The organism is Streptomyces sp. NPDC002788 (assembly GCF_053592115.1).
This window is the reverse complement of record NZ_JBSFVB010000004.1, coordinates 370,948-389,226: the sequence shown is the minus strand read 5'-3', so window position 1 is coordinate 389,226 and position 18,279 is coordinate 370,948. Positions and strand designations below refer to the sequence as shown.

Annotated in this window: 14 protein-coding genes; 5 read left to right on the top strand and 9 right to left on the bottom strand. The window is 71.1% G+C overall.

Going from position 1 to position 18,279, the window contains the following annotated elements; genetic code table 11:
• Nucleotides 1-41 precede the first annotated feature (41 nt).
• Genes ACWD1U_RS10815 through ACWD1U_RS10800 form a run of 4 tightly spaced genes read left to right on the top strand, consistent with a single transcriptional unit; the run spans nt 42 to nt 5,493 of the window.
• Entirely contained in the window at nt 42-1,280 is a 1,239-nt protein-coding gene (locus ACWD1U_RS10815) for an ABC transporter substrate-binding protein (protein ID WP_451106338.1), read from the top strand.
• A complete protein-coding gene (locus tag ACWD1U_RS10810; protein ID WP_451106336.1) occupies nt 1,277-2,197 on the top strand; it encodes a carbohydrate ABC transporter permease in 921 nt (306 codons plus the stop codon). Before ACWD1U_RS10815 ends, ACWD1U_RS10810 begins: the two co-directional genes overlap by 4 nt.
• Nucleotides 2,194-3,021, top strand: a complete 828-nt coding sequence (locus tag ACWD1U_RS10805) for a carbohydrate ABC transporter permease (RefSeq protein ID WP_451106334.1) — start codon at nt 2,194-2,196, stop codon at nt 3,019-3,021. Before ACWD1U_RS10810 ends, ACWD1U_RS10805 begins: the two co-directional genes overlap by 4 nt.
• A gap of 39 nt (nt 3,022-3,060) precedes the next feature.
• A complete protein-coding gene (locus ACWD1U_RS10800; protein ID WP_451106332.1) occupies nt 3,061-5,493 on the top strand; it encodes a TIM-barrel domain-containing protein in 2,433 nt (810 codons plus the stop codon).
• Between the two features lie 158 nt (nt 5,494-5,651).
• Here ACWD1U_RS10800 and ACWD1U_RS10795 read toward each other — a convergent pair whose 3' ends face one another.
• From ACWD1U_RS10795 to tkt, 8 genes are all read right to left on the bottom strand, one after another.
• On the bottom strand, nt 5,652-6,314 hold the full coding sequence (locus ACWD1U_RS10795; protein WP_451106330.1) for a TetR family transcriptional regulator: 663 nt from the start codon (nt 6,312-6,314) through the stop codon (nt 5,652-5,654).
• Nucleotides 6,315-6,599: 285 nt separating this feature from the next.
• On the bottom strand, nt 6,600-7,187 hold the full coding sequence (locus ACWD1U_RS10790; protein ID WP_451106329.1) for a histidine phosphatase family protein: 588 nt from the start codon (nt 7,185-7,187) through the stop codon (nt 6,600-6,602).
• A gap of 3 nt (nt 7,188-7,190) precedes the next feature.
• Nucleotides 7,191-8,075 carry a phosphogluconate dehydrogenase (NAD(+)-dependent, decarboxylating) gene (gene gnd, locus ACWD1U_RS10785; RefSeq protein WP_451106327.1) on the bottom strand — a complete coding sequence of 295 codons (885 nt, stop codon included), beginning with the start codon at nt 8,073-8,075 and terminating at the stop codon, nt 7,191-7,193.
• A gap of 1 nt (nt 8,076) precedes the next feature.
• Nucleotides 8,077-9,765, bottom strand: a complete 1,689-nt coding sequence (gene pgi, locus ACWD1U_RS10780; RefSeq protein WP_451106325.1) for a glucose-6-phosphate isomerase — start codon at nt 9,763-9,765, stop codon at nt 8,077-8,079.
• Nucleotides 9,758-10,693 (bottom strand): glucose-6-phosphate dehydrogenase assembly protein OpcA, encoded by a 936-nt coding sequence (gene opcA, locus ACWD1U_RS10775; protein ID WP_451106323.1) that lies wholly within the window; start codon nt 10,691-10,693, stop codon nt 9,758-9,760. Before opcA ends, pgi begins: the two co-directional genes overlap by 8 nt.
• A complete protein-coding gene (gene zwf / locus ACWD1U_RS10770; RefSeq protein ID WP_451106321.1) occupies nt 10,690-12,363 on the bottom strand; it encodes a glucose-6-phosphate dehydrogenase in 1,674 nt (557 codons plus the stop codon). The genes opcA and zwf overlap by 4 nt, the downstream gene beginning before the upstream one ends.
• Entirely contained in the window at nt 12,360-13,505 is a 1,146-nt protein-coding gene (tal, locus tag ACWD1U_RS10765) for a transaldolase (protein ID WP_451106319.1), read from the bottom strand. The genes zwf and tal overlap by 4 nt, the downstream gene beginning before the upstream one ends.
• A 19-nt stretch (nt 13,506-13,524) precedes the next feature.
• Nucleotides 13,525-15,600 carry a transketolase gene (tkt, locus tag ACWD1U_RS10760; RefSeq protein WP_451106318.1) on the bottom strand — a complete coding sequence of 692 codons (2,076 nt, stop codon included), beginning with the start codon at nt 15,598-15,600 and terminating at the stop codon, nt 13,525-13,527.
• A gap of 166 nt (nt 15,601-15,766) precedes the next feature.
• On the opposite strand from tkt, the gene ACWD1U_RS10755 reads away from it, so the two are divergent.
• Entirely contained in the window at nt 15,767-16,648 is an 882-nt protein-coding gene (locus ACWD1U_RS10755; RefSeq protein ID WP_451106434.1) for a helix-turn-helix domain-containing protein, read from the top strand.
• A 51-nt stretch (nt 16,649-16,699) separates the two neighbouring features.
• On the opposite strand, the gene ACWD1U_RS10750 is transcribed toward ACWD1U_RS10755, so the two are convergent.
• Nucleotides 16,700-18,094: a glycoside hydrolase family 16 protein gene (locus ACWD1U_RS10750; RefSeq protein ID WP_451106316.1), complete on the bottom strand. Its 1,395-nt coding sequence runs from the start codon at nt 18,092-18,094 to the stop codon at nt 16,700-16,702.
• Nucleotides 18,095-18,279 lie beyond the last annotated feature (185 nt).

Sequence of the window (18,279 nt, the reverse complement as noted above, 5' to 3'; positions counted from 1 at the left end):
CCCTTCTTGGACCCCTGATCACGATCCTCTGGGAGCAGCCCATGTCCTACACGGTCGACCGCCGCGGCCTCATGCGCGCCGCGGGCGCGGGAGCGGCCGCCCTCGGCCTTGGCGGGGCGCTGGCCTCCTGCGGCTCCGATGAGTCGGAAACGGTCACCCTCACCTGGTGGGACTACTTCACCCTGGACAACTTCCAGCCCGGGATGAACCGTCTCATCAGGGATGTCGAGGCCGGCGTCCCGAACGTCCGGATCCAGCGGCGGACCTTCCCGTTCGCGGAGCTCGACCGGCAGATCACCCTGGGCGCGATCTCGGGCGAGGGGCCCGACATCGCCATCGTGGACAACGTCGCCATGAACACCCTGGGGGGCAGCGATCTGCTGGCCGACCTCACCGGCAGGGTCGAGGCGTGGGGCCAGGCCGACCAGTACTACAAAGGTCCCTGGGGCAGTTGCCGGATCGGCGGGAAGGTCCTGGGGATCCCCAACAACAGCAACTGCCTCGCCCTCTACTACAACACCCGGATGCTCGAGACCGCCGGAGTGGAACCCCCCACCACCTGGGACGAACTGGCCTCCGCGGCCGAGCGGCTGACCAGTGGGGACCGGTTCGGCCTGGCTCTGAGCGCGATCAAGTCCGAGGAGGGCGTCTTCCAGTTCCTGCCGTTCCTGTGGCAGGCGGGCGGCGACCTGGACACCTTCGCCACCGACGGCGCGACGGCGCTGTCCTTCCTCGACGACATGGTCGCCAAGGGTTCGCTGTCGGAGAGTTGCGTGGGCTGGACCCAGCAGGACGTCAACACACGGTTCATGAACCAGCGCGCCGCCCTGCAGATCAACGGGCCCTGGCAGATCCCCACCCTGAAGCAGGCGGACTTCGACTGGGGCGTCGTCGCCCTGCCCCGCGACCGGGAAGCCGCCACCTGCCTGGGTGGGGAGAACTGGGTCCTGATGGCGCAGGGCGAGAACCTGGACAAGGCGTGGGAGGTCCTGGAGTACACCCAGCGCCCGTCGGTGCTGGTGCCGTACCTGGTGTCGTTCGGCAACCTGCCCGCGCGCGAGGACCTCGCCGACCGGGGCGCCTGGGCGTCCGACCCGGCGCTGCGGCTCTTCCTCAGCCAGCTCCCCCTCGCCCGCCCACGGCAGTACGGACGTGGCTACGCCGATGCCTCACAGGCCATCGCGGAGGCCGAGCAGGCCGTGCTGACCGGTTCCGCGTCCCCGTCCGCGGCGGCGAGGACCGCGGCCGCCAAGATCGACAAAGCACTGTCCGGCCGGTGAGGCCACACCGGAGCAGGCCGCCGTCCTCCCGCCGCCGACGCGCGGGCTACCTGTTCTGCCTTCCGGGGATGGCCTTCCTCGCCCTCTTCCTGGCCTACCCGCTGTTCTACAACGTCCGGACGTCCGTCCACGACGTGCGGTTGAGGGAACTGCTCGGCGGGAGCTGGCAGTTCAACGGCATCGACAACTACCGGGCCGTGCTCGACGATCCGGCCTTCTGGCACTCCGTACGTCTCTCGGTGGTCTTCACCCTGGGATCGCTGGTGTTCCAGTTCACCATCGGCTTCGCCCTGGCCCTGCTCTTCGCCCGACCGTTCCCGCTGGGCGGCCTCCTGCGCTCCCTCCTCCTCGTGGCCTGGCTGCTCCCCCCGGTGGTCAGCGGCACCCTCTTCCGCTGGCTCCTCGACGCGGAGTCCGGCGCCTACAACGCCCTGCTGGAGGCGGTGGGCCTGGGCGTCCTCTCCCACGACTGGCTCACCGACCCGTCCACCTCACTCGCCGGAGTCGTCTTCGCCAACATCTGGGTCGGCGTGCCCTTCAACATGCTGCTTCTCCTGGTGGGCCTGCACACCATCGACCCCCAGCTGTACGAGGCCGCGGCCATCGACGGCGCGGGCCCCTGGCAGCGCTTTCACCGGATCACCCTCCCGCTGATGCGGCCGGTCTCCGTCACCGTGCTGCTGCTCGGCCTCATCTACACCTTCAAGGTCTTCGACACCGTCTTCGTGATGACGGGCGGCGGCCCTGTCGACTCCACCCGCGTGCTCTCCCTCTACGTCTACGAGGTCTTCTTCAGGTTCTTCCGGTTCGGGCAGGGGGCAGCCGCCGGCCTGCTGCTGCTCGTCGTGCCACTGCTCGCGGGCGCCTTCTACGTACGACGGCTGCGGCGCGAGGAAACGACAGGGGGTGCCGCGTGAAACCGCCCCGCCACCCCTGGTTGCTCACCGCGACCGCCGTCGTGATCACCGCGGCCTTCCTGCTGCCGGTGTACTGGATGGCCAAGACCAGCCTCACGCCGCCGGACCGGATCCTGGCACCGACCCCGCAGTGGTTCCCCTCCCCGGTCACCGGCGAGAACTACTCGACGGCACTGGGCTACGAGGGCCTGACCCGGGCCCTGTTCAACAGCCTGGTGATCTCCACCGGCGTGGTGGCGCTGACCATGCTCCTGGGCGTCCCGCTCGCCTACGCCCTCGCCCGGGTACGGATGCGGGGCTCGGGCAGCATGGTGCTCGCCCTGCTCGTCGCCCAGCTGCCGCCCGCGATCGTGCTGGCCGCGCCGTTGTTCATCCTCGAACGCCGGGCCGGTCTCGACGACACGTACGTGGGCCTGATCGCCGCCGACACCACGCTCACCCTCCCCTTCACCGTGATCGTGCTGCGCCCGGTGCTGCGCGGAGTCTCCGCCGAACTGGAGGAGGCCGCACTCGTCGACGGCTGCGGCCTGCCCGGCGTACTGCTGCGCGTCGTCCTGCCGCTCACCGTGCCGGGACTGGTCGCCGCGGCCGGGCTGGCCTTCCTCCTCGGCTGGGGCGAGTTCCTCTTCGGGCTCACGCTCGCCGAGGAGCCCGGCGTCCAGCCCGTCACCGTCCTGCTCAACGCCTTCGTGGGCCGGCACGGCACGGCGTGGGGAGCCCTGATGGCGACCGCCACCCTCATCAGCATTCCGGTGGTCTGCGTCTTCGCGCTCTTCCAGCGCTTCATCGTCGGCGGCCTCGCCGTCGGCAGCGTCAGGGGCTGACGATGCGCCCGCCCACTCGACCTCACGACCGGGAAAGCCATGTCCTCACTGCATCCCCGTGACCACACGGCGTACGTCTCCCCGCCGCCGCCCCTGGCCCCCGCCGGGCCGGGCGCGCTCGACCCGGTCGTCAGCGCCGCCGTCGCCCGCGCGGGCGCCGACGGCGCGACCCTGGACGTACGCACCGCCGCCGGACGCACCGGCACGCTCCGGCTGCGGCCCGCGACGGGCACGGCCGTACGCGTCACCCTGCGCATGGACGACGTACCGACCGCGCCGCGGGCATCCCTCCTCAGCGCACCGCACGACGGCCGCTGCACTATCGAACAGTCCTCGAACGCGGTGACCCTGCAGCTCGACGTCCTGAGCGTGGCGGTGCGCCTGTCCCCGTTCGCGATGGAACTGACCGACCGCCACGGCCGGTCGCTGCGCCAGGTCACCGACGTACGGGACCCCAACGGCCGCCTGACCGTGCTTCCGCTCGGTGTCACCGAACTCACGGGCGGCGGCCTCGCCCACCACGACAGCTGGACCGCCGAACCCGACGAGCACTTCTACGGCCTCGGTGAACGCTTCACCGGCCCGGACCTGCGCGGCCAGCGGGTCGACTGCTGGGTCCAGGACGCCCTCGGCTCCACCGGCACCCGCTCCTACAAAGCGGTCCCGTTCCTGCTCTCCAGCCGGGGCTATGCCGTCCTGGTCGACACCACGACCGCGGCGACCTTCGACCTCGCGCACAGCAACACCGGCGCCTGGTCCATGACCGTCCCCGACGAGGTGCTCGACTACTGCCTGATCAGCGGCACCCCCGCCGAATGCCTGGCCGCCTACCGCGACCTGACCGCCCCCGCCCTGCTGCCCCCCAGATGGGCCTTCGGACCCTGGATCTCCGGCGGCTTCCGCCAGGACAGCGCGGCCGACGTCCGCGCCCGCGCCCGCCGCATCCGCGAACTCCGCTTCCCCTGCGACGTCCTGCACATCGACACGTACTGGCAGCCGCACGGCTCCTGGTCCGACATGAGCTGGGACACCGGGGCGTTCCCCGACCCCCGGGGGCTGGTGGAGGCGCTGGCCGGGGAGGGCTTCCACGTCTCACTCTGGATGAACCCGCACATCGGCGTGGACAGTGCCCACTACGCGGAGGCGAACCGCAACGGCTGGTTCCTGCGCACCGCCTCCGGCTCAACATGGGTCGGGCAGGTCTGGGGCGGGGCGCATCCGGACACGGCCCTGCTGGACCTCACCCATCCCGGTGCGGTCGCCTGGTTCCGGGACCGCATCCGCCAGGCCATGGCCGGCGGGGCGTGCGTCCTCAAGACCGACTTCGGCGAGGCGGTCCCTGCCGACGCCGTCGCCCACAACGGCATGACCGGCGACCGCCTGCACAACCTCTACCCGCTCCTCTACAACGACCTGGTCGCCGAGGTCACCCGAGAGGCCACCGCGGGCCACGGCCTGACCTGGGGCCGCTCCACCTGGACCGGCGGCCAGCGCCACGGCGCCAAGTGGACCGGCGACCCCAACGCCGACTGGCCGGACCTCGCCGCCACCCTCCGTGCCGGCCTCTCCCTCTCCCTCTCCGGCCACCCCTTCTGGAGCCACGACATCGGCGGCTTCCACGGCACACCGGACGCCGAACTCTTCGTGCGCTGGGCCCAGTTCGGTCTGCTGTCACCGCTCAGCCGCTTCCACGGCATGACCTCCCGACTGCCCTGGGACTTCGGCGAGGAGGCGTACGCGGCAGTGCTGCACGCGGCCCGCCTGCGGATGAGTCTGCTGCCCCACCTCCACGCGGCCGCGGTGGAGTCCGTACGCACCGGCGAGCCGCTGGCCCGCCCCATGGCCCTGGACCATCCGGACCGCCCCGACGCCCATGCCGCCGACCTCCAGTACCTGCTGGGCCCCGACCTGCTGGTCGCCCCGCTGTACGCGCCGGGCGGACGACGGCAGGTGTGGTTCCCGCCCGGTGAGTGGCTGCCGTACGCGGGTGGCGAACAGCCCGGAAAGCCGACCGGAGAGCGGCACGCGGGGCGGGGAGGCGAACCGGGCGGGAGAAAGGGCGGCGAGCCGGGCAACGCACCGGCCGGCGAATCGTTCACCGGTCCCGCCTGGCATCGGGTGGCGCTCCCGCTCGCGACCGCCCCGCTCTGGCTACGGGCCGGAAGCCTGTTGCTGACCACCGCTCCGGCCGACCGCGCGGGCAGCGCCCCGTTCCCGGAGGTGACCGCCGTCTGGGTCCGCCCCCAGGCCGAGCCCTCCCGTACGGCCCGGGCTGTCCTGCGCGACGAGGACGGCCACCGGACCGTCATCACCGCCCGCCTGTCCGGCGACGACCGCCTGACCCTCCGCACGGAGGGCCCCGGCCGCCCGCGGCTGCGCGTCGCCCTCCGGGGCTTTCCCCACCGGGCCCCGACGGCCGAGGTGGACGGCGTACCGACCGAGGTGGGCCTGTGGCCCGGAGACGAATGGTGACACCGGATGCGATCGAGGGCTCTTCGGATCCGCACGCGGAAAACCCCGTACGCGACGGAGGCGGGCGAGTGCCGAGGCCACGGCGTGACGGCCGGCCAACCCTCCTTCCAGGTCGTGCCCTTCCGGGCCGTCACCTTCTCCGGGCCTCGCCGCGGGCTTCAGTCCGCCGTGCGCTCCGCCGTCAGGTACGCGATCACCATGTCGCCCAGCAGGGTGCGGTAGTGCGCGCGCTGCGCCCGGTCGAGCAGGTCGCGGCCGAACAGCGCGTTGAACGTGTGCCGGTTGGAGACCCGGAAGAAGCAGAAGGACGAGATCATGGCGTGCAGGTCGACGGCGTCGACGTCGGCCGTGAACAGGCCCGACTCTCGGCCCGACGCCAGGATCCGGCGGATCACCTCCAGGGCGGGTGAGCCGATCCTCCCGAGCTTGTCGGAGGCGGCGATGTGCTGCGCCTCGTGGATGTTCTCGATGCTGACCAGGCGGATGAAGTCCGGGTGCTGCTCGTGGTGGTCGAAGGTCACCTCGGCCAGGCGCCGGATGGCCGCCACCGGGTCGAGGTGCTCGACGTCGAGCTGCTGCTCGGCCTCCCGGATCACGCCGTACGCCCGCTCCAGCACGGCGGTGAACAACCGCTCCTTGCCGCCGAAGTAGTAGTAGATCATCCGCTTCGTGGTGCGGGTGCGGGCGGCGATCTCGTCCACCCGTGCCCCGTCGTAGCCGGCCCGGGCGAACTCCCGCGTGGCGACGTCGAGGATCTCGGCCCGGGTGCGGGCGGCGTCCCGGACGCGGCCGCCGGGACGTGCCGGTTCGACGCTGGTCATCAGGTTCCTTCGGGCGGAGGGGCTGATGCCGGTGATTCTAAGAGCAGGAGCCCCTCCGCCCGGGGTTCTTCCCGAGCTCCACGCTCGGCGATGCAGCTGACCTACTGGGGCGTACACGCCGGACGGCGGCGTCCGGACCGCCCTCCCCGTCAGCGCGCTCACCGGCGGCTGCGGTCCGAGTGACGCCGGTGACGGCCGCTGCGGCGAGGTGCCGGCCCGATGAGCGTCCACGGGGACTGCGACGCCCCGGCCGCAGGCGGTGGGCTCGCCTGCGGCCGGGGCGGGTCACGCCCTGGTGTTCCACTCCGCGATGACGGGCCGGCCGTGCTCGGTGGACAGCCGGCAGACCGTGCCCGTCTCCAGGCGGAACAGCCGCCCCTCAGCCGGGGACAGACCGAGCCGGCGGGCCGTCAGGACGCGGAGGAAGTGGCCGTGCGCCACCAGCATCACATCCCCCTCGGGCAGCGCTTTCGCCACCCGGGACAGCACCCGGTCGGCGCGCTCGCCGACTTCTTCGGGGGACTCGCCCGGCTTGCCGTCGGGGCCGGGCGGGCCCCCGTCGGTCCACAGGTCCCAGTCGGGACGGGTGCGGTGTATCTCCTCGGTGGTGACGCCCTCGTAGGTGCCGTAGTACCACTCGTGCAGGTCCGCGTCCCGCACGGCCCCCGTCAGTCCCGCGAGTTCGGCGGTGCGCACCGCGCGGCCGAGCGGGCTGGTGAGGACAAGGGCGAAGGTGCGGCCCGCCAGGAGCGGGGCCAGCGACTTGGCCTGTTCCTCACCGTGCCGGGTGAGGGGCAGGTCGGTGAAGCTGGTGTGCTGTCCGCTCCGGCTCCACTCCGTCTCGCCGTGCCGGACCAGCAGCAGATCGCCCACGCCCTACGCCTTCTTCGCGGACTCGACGGCGTGCCCGCCGAACTGGTTGCGCAGCGCCGCGATCATCTTCATCTGCGGCGAGTCGTCCTGACGGGAGGCGAACCGGGAGTACAGGGAGGCGGTGATCGCGGGCAGCGGCACGGAGTTGTCGATCGCGGCCTCCACGGTCCAGCGTCCCTCGCCGGAGTCCTGGGCGTAGCCCCGGAGCGTCTCCAGGTGCTCGTCCTCGTCGAGCGCGTTGACCGCGAGGTCCAGCAGCCAGGAGCGGATGACGGTGCCGTCCTGCCAGGAGCGGAACACCTCGCGGACGTTGTCCACCGAGTCCACGGCTTCCAGCAGCTCCCAGCCCTCGGCGTAGGCCTGCATCATGGCGTACTCGATGCCGTTGTGGACCATCTTGGCGAAGTGCCCGGCGCCCACCCGGCCCGCGTGGACGAAGCCGTACGGGCCCTCCGGCTTGAGCGCCTCGAAGATCGGCCGGAGCCGGTCGACGTACTCCTTCTCGCCGCCGACCATCAGGGCGTAGCCGTTCTTCAGGCCCCACACGCCGCCCGAGACGCCCGCGTCGACGAAGCCGATGCCGCGCTTGCTCAGCTCCTCGGCGTGCTTCTCGTCGTCCGTCCAGCGGGAGTTGCCGCCGTCGACCACCGTGTCGTACGGCTTGAGGAGGTCTGCCAGACGGTCGATGACGTGCTGGGTGGGGTCGCCGGCCGGGACCATGACCCAGACCGTGCGCGGCGCCTCCAGCTGGTTGACGAGGTCGGCGAGGCTCGCCACGTCCGACTTTTCCGGGTCGGTGTCGTAGCCGACGACGGTGTGGCCGGCGTTGCGCAGGCGCTCGCGCATGTTGCCGCCCATTTTGCCGAGACCCACAAGACCGATCTGCATGTCAGTTCACTTCCCGAAGATTGCGGTAGGCGGCCACCAGGGCGGCCGTGGACGAGTCGAGACCGGGGACGGACCCCGCCGCCTCAGCGGCTGATGAAAACGTCTCGGTCAGGGCGGGCTCGACGCGCTTGGCGAGTACCTTGCCGAGTTCGACGCCCCACTGGTCGAAGGAGTCGATGTTCCACACCGCGCCCTGCACGAACACCTTGTGCTCGTAGAGGGCGACCAGTTGGCCGAGGACCGACGGGGTCAGTTCGGTGGCCAGGATCGTCGTGGTCGGGTGGTTGCCCTGGAACGTGCGGTGCGGCACCTGCTCCTCGGGCACGCCCTCCGCGCGCACCTCCTCGGCGGTCTTGCCGAAGGCGAGCGCCTGCCCCTGCGCGAACAGGTTGGCCATCAGCAGGTCGTGCTGCGCCTTGAGCGCGTCGCTCAGTTCGGCGACGGGCCGGGCGAAGCCGATCAGGTCGGCCGGGATGAGCTTGGTGCCCTGGTGGATCAACTGGTAGTAGGCGTGCTGCCCGTTGGTGCCCGGCGTGCCCCACACCACCGGCCCGGTCTGCCACTGCACGGGGTTCCCGTCACGGTCCACCGACTTGCCGTTGGACTCCATGTCGAGCTGCTGGAGGTAGGCGGTGAACTTCGACAGATAGTGGCTGTAGGGCAGGACGGCGTGTGACTGGGCGTCGTGGAAGTTGCCGTACCAGATGCCGAGCAGGCCCATGATCAGGGGGGCGTTGGCCTCGGCGGGGGCGTTGCGGAAGTGCTCGTCGACGATGCGGAAGCCGTCGAGCATCTCCCGGAAGCGGTCCGGCCCGATCGCGATCATCAGGGACAGGCCGATCGCGGAGTCGTAGGAGTAGCGGCCGCCGACCCAGTCCCAGAACTCGAACATGTTGTCGACGTCGATGCCGAAGTCCGCCACCTTCTCGGCGTTCGTCGACAGGGCGACGAAGTGCTTGGCCACCGCCTTGTCGTCGCCCCCCAGGCCGTTCAGCAGCCAGGAGCGCGCCGAGGTCGCGTTGGTGATGGTCTCGATCGTGGTGAAGGTCTTGGACGCGACGATGAACAGCGTCTCCGCCGGGTCCAGGTCGCGGGTGGCCTCGTGCAGGTCGGAGCCGTCCACGTTCGACACGAAGCGGAACGTCAGCTCCCGGTCGGTGAAGGGCCGCAGCGCCTCGTAGGCCATCGCCGGGCCGAGGTCGGAGCCGCCGATGCCGATGTTGACGACGTTCCGGATCCGCTTACCCGTGTGGCCGGTCCACTCGCCCGACCGCACCCGGTCGGCGAAGCCGGCCATCTTGTCGAGCACGGCGTGCACGCCGGGGACGACGTTCTCGCCGTCGACCTCGATCACCGCGTCCCGGGGGGCGCGCAGCGCGGTGTGCAGCACGGCCCGGTCCTCGGTGACGTTGATCTTCTCGCCGCGGAACATGGCGTCCCGCAGCCCGAACACGTCGGTGGCGGCGGCCAGCTCCTGGAGCAGGGCCAGCGTCTCGTCGGTGACCAGGTGCTTGGAGTAGTCGATGCGCAGGTCGCCGACGTGCACGACGTAGCGTTCGGCACGCCCCGGGTCCGCCGCGAACAACTCGCGCAGGTTCGGCTGCGGCAGGGCGTCCGCGCGGTGGTCCGCCAGGGCGGTCCACTCGGGCCGCCGGGTGAGCCGGGGGGTACCGGAGAGGGAGTCAGACATGGGCAGGGGTCTCCTCGGTTGCCTCGCCGTTCAGGGCGATGGCGTACATCTCGTCCGCGTCGAGGCGCCGCAGCTCCTCGGCGATGAGTTCGGAGGTGGCACGGACCTTCAGCGCGAGGGTCCGGGAGGGCTGGCCGGGCAGGGTCAGCGTGGCCAGGGGGCCTTCGGGGCGGTCGATGACGATCTCGCCGTTCTCCGTGCCCAGGCGTACGGCGGTGACGACCGGCCCGGCGGTGACCACGCGGTCGACCCGCACGTGCAGCCGGGCCTCCAGCCAGCGGGCCAGCAGCTCGGCGGCCGGGTTCTCGGCCTCGGCCTCCACGGCCGCCGAGTTCACCTTCGCCCGGGCCTGGTCCAGCGCCGCGGCCAGCATCGAACGCCAGGGCGTCAGCCGGGTCCAGGCGAGGTCGGTGTCTCCGGGAGCGTAGGAGCGGACCCTGCTCTCCAGCGCCTCCAGGGGGTTCGCGACGGCGTACAGGTCGGTGATCCGCCGCTGCGCAAGAGCGCCGAGCGGGTCCTTCGAGGGCACCTCCGGGGCGTCCATCGGCCACCACACCACCACCGGCGCGTCCGGCAGCAGCAGCGGCAGGACGACCGAGTCGGCGTGTTCGGACACCTCGCCGTAGGTCCGCAGGATCACCGTTTCGCCGGTGCCCGCGTCGGCGCCCACCCGGACCTCGGCGTCCAGCCGGGAGGACTGGCGGTCGCGCGGGGTACGGGCGTGGCGCTTGATGACGACCAGGGTGCGCGAGGGGTGCTCGTGCGAGGCCTCCTCGGCCGCCTTGATCGCGTCGTAGGCGTTCTCCTCGTCCGTGACGATCACCATCGTCAGGACCATGCCCACGGCCGGCGTGCCGATGGCGCGGCGACCCTGCACCAGCGCCTTGTTGATCTTGCTTGCCGTGGTGTCGGTCAGGTCGATCTTCATGGCCTGCGCCAGCTCCGTCCGTCTCGTGCGAGCATCTCGTCGGCTTCCTCGGGTCCCCAGCTGCCCGAGGCGTACTGCGCGGGCCGGCCGTGCGTGGCCCAGTACTGCTCGATCGGGTCGAGGATCTTCCAGGACTCTTCCACTTCCTGGTGACGGGGGAACAGGTTGGCGTCGCCCAGGAGGACGTCCAGGATCAGCCGTTCGTACGCCTCGGGGCTCGATTCGGTGAACGACTCGCCGTAGGCGAAGTCCATCGTCACGTCCCGGATCTCCATCGACGTGCCCGGCACCTTGGAGCCGAAGCGGACCGTCATGCCCTCGTCCGGCTGGACGCGGATGACGATGGCGTTGGAGCCCAGCTCCTCGGTCGCGGTGGAGTCGAAGGGGGAGTGCGGTGCCCGCTGGAAGACGACCGCGATCTCCGTCACCCGGCGGCCGAGCCGCTTGCCGGTGCGCAGGTAGAACGGGACGCCGGCCCAGCGGCGGTTGTCCACCTGGAGCCGGATCGCGGCGTAGGTGTCGGTCGTGGAGGCCGGGTCGATGCCGTCCTCCTCCAGGTAGCCGCGCACCTTGCTGCCGCCCTGCCAGGCCGCCGCGTACTGCCCGCGCACGGTGCCCTGCCCCAGGTCCTGCGGCAGCCGTACGGCCTTGAGGACCTTCAGCTTCTCGGTGAGCAGCGAGGCCGCGTCGAAGGCGGCCGGTTCCTCCATCGCGGTGAGCGCCATCAGCTGGAGCAGGTGGTTCTGGATGACGTCCCGGGCGGCGCCGATGCCGTCGTAGTAGCCGGCCCGGCCGCCGATGCCGATGTCCTCGGCCATGGTGATCTGCACATGGTCGACGTACGACCGGTTCCAGATCGGCTCGAACATCTGGTTGGCGAAGCGCAGCGCCAGGATGTTCTGGACGGTCTCCTTGCCGAGATAGTGGTCGATACGGAAGACCTGCTCCGGGTCGAACACGTCGTGCACGATCGCGTTCAGCTCGCAGGCGCTGTCGAGGTCGTGCCCGAACGGCTTCTCGATGACCGCGCGGCGCCAGGAACCCTCGGGAGCGTCGGCCAGCTTGTGCTTCTTCAGCTGCTGGACGACCTTCGGGAAGAACTTCGGCGGCACCGAGAGGTAGAAGGCGTAGTTGCCGCTGGTGCCCCGGGAGGCGTCCAGCTCCTCGACGGCGGAGCGCAGCTGCTTGAACGCCGTGTCGTCGTCGAAGTCGCCCGGGATGAACCGCATGCCCTCTGCGAGCTGCTGCCATACCTCCTCGCGGAACGGGGTCCGCGCGTGCTCGCGGACCGCGTCGTGCACCACCTGCGCGAAGTCCTGGTCCTCCCAGTCCCGGCGGGCGAAGCCCACCAGGGAGAAGCCCGGCGGCAGCAGGCCGCGGTTGGCCAGGTCGTACACGGCCGGCATCAGCTTCTTGCGGGACAGGTCACCGGTGACGCCGAAGATGACGAGCCCGGAGGGGCCGGCGATCCTGGGCAGGCGGCGGTCACGCGCGTCGCGCAGCGGGTTGGCGACGTCGGTGTCGGCGTGGTCCGTGCGCGGGGCGGCCTCGTGCGTGCCGCTCACCCCGGTCTGCTCGACCCCGGCAGCCTCCTGGGCCGCCCGGGCCTCCTTGTCCTCCTTGGTCCCCTTGGTCTCCTGCTCGGCCGTCTGGGGGATGCCCTCGCTCATTCCGCGTCAACTCCCTCGCTGTTCAAGGACTTGGTGACCGCGTTCAGCAGGCCCTGCCAGGCCACCTCGAACTTGGCCACTCCCTCGAGTTCCAGTTGCCGCACCACCTCGTCGTATGCGATGCCGAGCCGTTCGACGGCCGCCAGGTCCGCGCGGGCCCGGTCGTAACCGCCGGTGACCGTGTCGCCCCGGATGTCGCCGTGCTCGGCGACGGCGTTCAGCGTGGCCTCCGGCATGGTGTTGACCGTGCCGGGGGCGACCAGCTCTTCCACGTACAGGGTGTCCTTGTAAGCGGGGTCCTTCACACCGGTGGAGGCCCAAAGGGGGCGCTGCCGGTTCGCGCCGGCGCGTTCCAGTGGCTGCCAGCGCTCCCCGCCGAAGACCTCTTCGTACGCCTCGTAGGCGAGCCGCGCGTTGGCCACGGCGGCCCGGCCCTTCAGGGCGAGCGCCTCGTCCGTGCCCAGCAGCGTCAGCCGCTTGTCGATCTCGCTGTCGACGCGGGAGACGAAGAAGGACGCGACCGAGTGAATCGCCGACAGGTCGACACCGGCCGCCCGCGCCCGCTCCAGGCCGGCGAGGTAGGCGTCCATCACCTCGCGGTAGCGCTCCAGGGAGAAGATCAGCGTCACATTGACACTGATACCCGCTCCGATGACATCGGTGATCGCCGGCAGACCGGCCTTCGTCGCCGGGATCTTGATCATCACGTTGGGACGGTCCACCAGCCAGGCCAGCTGCCGGGCCTCGGCGACGGTCGCCGCCGTGTTGTGGGCAAGCCGCGGGTCGACCTCGATGGAGACCCGGCCGTCCCGGCCGCCACTGGCCTCGTACACCGGCCGCAGGACATCGGCGGCGGCCCGGACATCGGTGGTCGTCATCATCCGGACGGCCTCGTCGACGGTCACACCCCGCACCGCCAGGTCGGCGAGCTGCTCCGCGTAGCCTTCGCCGGAGCCGATGGCGGCCTGGAAGATGGACGGGTTGGTGGTGACGCCGACGACGTTCCTCGTCGACACTAGTCCGGCCAGGCCGCCGGACTCGATCCGCCGACGAGACAGGTCGTCCAGCCAGATCGACACGCCCTCGTCGGACAGGCGCTCGAGTGCTCCCGCGCTCGCGGTCGCTTCGGTCACAGTGATCATCTTCCTTCGGGCGGTCGGATCAACCGCGGGCGGCGGCGAGGGACTCCCGGGCCGCCGCGACGACGTTCTCGGGGGTGAAGCCGTACTCGGCGAACAGGGTCTTGGCGTCGGCGGAGGCGCCGAAGTGCTCCAGGGAGACGATGCGTCCCGCGTCCCCCACGAACCGGTACCAGGTCAGGCCGATCCCGGCCTCCACCGCGACACGGGCCTTCACCGAAGGCGCAAGCACGCTGTCGCGGTACGCGCGGGGCTGCTCCTCGAACCACTCCACGGACGGCATGGACACGACCCGCGTGGGCACGCCCGCCGCCTGGAGGTGCTCACGAGCCTCGACGGCGACGTGCACCTCGGAGCCGGTGGCGATCAGGATCACCTGCGGCTCGCCGCCTTCCGCCTCGGCCATCACGTAACCGCCGCGTGCCGCGTCCGGGTTCGGCTCGTACGTCGGCACGCCCTGGCGGGTGAGCGCCAGGCCGTGCGGGGCCGGGGCGGTGGTGTGCCGCCGCAGGATCTCGGCCCATACGGTCGCGGTCTCGTTGGCGTCGGCCGGCCGGACCACGTTCAGACCCGGGATCGCCCGCAGCGCGGCCAGGTGCTCCACCGGCTGGTGGGTCGGGCCGTCCTCGCCCAGGCCGATGGAGTCGTGCGTCCACACGTACGTCACCGGCAGCTGCATCAGGGCCGACATCCGCACCGCGTTGCGCATGTAGTCGGAGAACACCAGGAAGGTGCCGCCGTAGACGCGCGTGTCGCCGTGCAGCGCGATGCCGTTCATCTCCGCGGCCATCGAGAACTCGCGGATGCCGAAGTGGACGGTTCGGCCGTAGGGGTCGGCCTCCGGCAGCGGGTTGCCCCGCGGCAGGAAGGACGATGCCTTGTCGATCGTGGTGTTGTTCGAGCCGGCCAGGTCGGCCGAGCCGCCCCACAGCTCGGGCAGGACCGGGCCGAGCGCCTGCAGCACCTTGCCGGACGCGGCACGCGTGGCGACCGCCTGGCCCGGCTCGAACACCGGCAGGGCGTCCTCCCAGCCCTCGGGCAGATCGCCCTTGCTGACGCGGTCGTACGTGGCGGCGCGCTCCGGGTTGTCGCCGCGCCAGGCAGCGATCCGCTTGTCCCAGGCGGCGTGCGCCTCGGCGCCCCGGTCCAGGGCCCTGCGGGTGTGGGCCAGCACCTCGTCCGCGACCTCGAAGGTCTTCTCGGGGTCGAAGCCGAGGAGGCGCTTGGTGGCGGCGACCTCGTCCTCGCCGAGCGCCGAACCGTGGGAGGCCTCGGTGTCCCGCGCGTTCGGGGCGGGCCAGGCGATGATCGTGCGCATCGCGATGATCGAGGGCCGCCCGGTCTCGGCGCGGGCCGCCCGCAGTGCCGCGTACAGCTCGTGCACGTCGACGTCGCCGTCCTCCCGCGGCGCGATCCGCTGTACGTGCCAGCCGTAGGCCTCGTACCGCTTCAGCACGTCCTCGGAGAACGCGGTCGCGGTGTCGCCCTCGATGGAGATGTGGTTGTCGTCGTAGAGGAAGACCAGGTTGCCGAGCTTCTGGTGGCCGGCGAGCGAGGAGGCCTCGGCGGAGACACCCTCCTGGAGGTCGCCGTCGGAGACGATCGCCCAGATCGTGTGGTCGAAGGGCGACTCGCCCTCGGGCGCGTCCGGGTCGAACAGGCCCCGCTCGTAGCGGGCCGCCATCGCCATGCCGACGGCGTTCGCGACACCCTGGCCGAGCGGGCCGGTGGTGGTCTCCACACCCGCGGTGTGCCCGTACTCGGGGTGGCCGGGCGTCTTGGAGCCGTGCGTGCGGAACGCCTTCAGGTCGTCCAGCTCCAGCTCGTAGCCCGCCAGGTACAGCTGGGTGTAGAGCGTCAGCGAGGTGTGGCCGGGGGACAGGACGAAACGGTCACGGCCGGCCCACTCGGGATCGGCCGGGTCGTGCCGCATCACCTTCTGAAAGATGGTGTAGGCGGCCGGCGCCAGGCTCATCGCGGTGCCGGGATGGCCGTTGCCGACGCGCTGGACGGCATCCGCTGCCAGAAGGCGGGCGGTGTCGACGGCACGCCGGTCGAGTTCGGTCCATTCGAAGCGGTCCGCTGTCTGCGTGCTCATCTTCAAGAAGTCCTCGATAGGCGCGAAGTGGCTGGTCTGACGTGTTCAAAATTAAAAGTCTGACTTTTTCGAGGGAAGGTCACCGTGTGCCAGCCTGTGGTGAAAGTGGGACACCGGGCGGCAGCGCGGCGCGCGAACAGGGCGGTACGAGGCGGACATGGCGGATATGGCAGACAGAGGCATCCAGGGCGACGACGGGATCAGAACGTTCCCCTTCCCGGTCGAACTGAGCGTCGGCGGCGTCGGCATGCAGGTCGCCCCCATGGGGGAGAGCTGGCCCTCCGACGTGCCCCTGGAGCGCGTGCACCGCATCGACTTCCACATCGTCCTGCTGTTCGGCGAGGGCCCGGTTCGGCACATGGTCGACTTCACCGAGTACGAGGCCGCCGCCGGGGACCTGCTGTGGATCCGCCCGGGGCAGGTCCACCGCTTCTCGCACACCAGCGAGTACCGCGGAACGGTGCTGATCATGCAGCCCGGATTCCTGCCGCGCGCCACGGTGGAGGCGACCGGCCTGTACCGCTACGACCTGCCGCCGCTGTTGCGCCCCGACGCGGCCCAACTCGCCGGTCTGCAGGCCGTGCTCGGCCAGCTCCGGCGCGAGTACGAGGACACGGCCACGCTGCCGCTGAGCCTGCACACCGCCGTCCTGCGCCACACGCTGACGGCGTTCCTGCTGCGGCTCGCCCACCTCGCGGCCAGTTCGGCCGAGGCGCCGCGGCAGCAGTCCGACTCCACGTTCACCCTCTTCCGGGACGCCGTGGAGAGGGACTTCGCCACCAACCACAGCGTCAGCGCCTACGCCGACGCGCTCGGCTACTCCCGCCGCACCCTGGTCCGCGCGGTCCGGGCCGCCACCGGCGAGACCCCCAAGTCCTTCATCGACAAGCGCGTGGTCCTGGAGGCCAAACGCCTCCTCGCCCACACCGACCTGCCCATCGGCCGGGTCGGCGTGGCGGTCGGGTTCCCCGACGCCGCGAACTTCTCCAGGTTCTTCCACCAGCACACGGACCAGACCCCGGCGGCGTTCCGCGCGGAGTTGCGCTGAGGGCAGCGGAAAGGGGCTCCACGCGTGCGCAGAGCCCCTTTCCGGGAATCCTCAGTGCCCGAAAGTGAACCAGTTGACGTTGACGAAGTCCGCCGGCTGACCGCTGGTGAAGGTCAGGTAGACGTCGTGCGTGCCCGTCACCGGGCTGATGTTCGCGGGGACGGTGCGCCACGACTGCCAGCCCCCGGTGCTGCCCACCGAGAAACTCCCGACGGGCGCGTTGCTCCGGCTGTCCAGCCGCACCTCTACCAGCCCGCTGACGCCGTTCGCCGCGCCGCTCGCCACCCGGGCGCTGAACTGCCGGGCCGCCGTGGAGCCGAAGTCGACGCCCTTGAACTGCAGCCAGTCCCCGTTGGCCAGCGAGCCGACGTTCTGGCCGCCGCCGGAGTCGGACGTCGTCTCGGTGCTCACGCCGGACTGGCCGTCGTAGGACTCGGCCTGGAGGGTGCCGTAGGCGTCGCGGTCGCCGGTCGGCGGAGGTGTGGTGCCGCCACCCGACGACGACAGCACCTGGACGTAGTCGACGACCATCGCGTGACCGGGCTGGGTGCCGCCGTCCGGGCCGCCGCCGAACGCGTCCGGGAAGCCGCCGCCCATCGCCACGTTGAGGATGAGGAAGTAGCCGTGGTCCGTGGCGTTCCGCCAGGTCGCCGCGTCGACCTGGTTGGCGCGCACCGTGTGGAAGTTGACGCCGTCGAGGTAGAAACGGATCTCCTCGACGCCGGTCGAGCGGTCCCACTCCATCCGGTAGGTGTGGAACCCGGCCTGGCAGGTGGTGCCCTGGCAGGTGGTCGAACCGCCGATCCCGCTGGTCTCGTTGCAGGGGCCGCCCGGGGTGGTGCCGCAGTGCATCGTCGCGAACACCGTGTTCTGGCCCTGGGTGTTCTCCATGATGTCCAGCTCGCCGACGGTCGGCCAGTTCCAGTAGTTGCCCCGGTAGGGCGCGCCCAGCATCCAGAACGCCGGCCAGTAGCCCTTGGCGGCGGCGCCGGTGACGTTCGGCACCTGGATGCGCGACTCGACGCGGAGTTTGCCGCCGGCCGGGGGCTGGAAATCGGTGCGGTTGGTCTCGATGCGGCCGGAGGTCCAGTTACCGGCGGCGTCCCGGCGGGGCGTGATGCGGAGGTTGCCGTTGCCGTCGAGGGAGACGTTGTCCGTGCTGCTGGTCATCGTCTCGATCTCGCCGGTGCCCCAGTTGGCGGGGCCGCCCGGGTAGCCCTTGCCGGTGGCGTACCGCCAGTTGGAGGTGTCGACGCCGCTGCCCGCGGGGCCGTTGAAGTCGTCGACGAAGACCTGGTTCCAGCCCGACGGGGGCGGCGGCGCGGAGGCGGACGCGGACGGGGCGGCGGTCGCGGCCGCAGCGGCGAGGCCGAGCGTGCTGACGACGGCGACCAATGCCCGCCGCAGCGGGCGCCGTCTGTGGACAATGCGGGAGGTTTCGCTCATGTGGGGCCTCTCGGTACGGGGACGAGGTGCGGGTGAGGTCGAGAGCGCGAGCGGGGAGGAGATGAGAGCGCTCTCAAAGTGCCGTCAATGTGCTCCACCGCAGGCGGGTCGTCAAGAGGTGAAGCCGGGAAAAGTGCGGGGGCGGTTGCCGGATGCAGAGCCTGAACGGGAAATGGCCGCTCGGG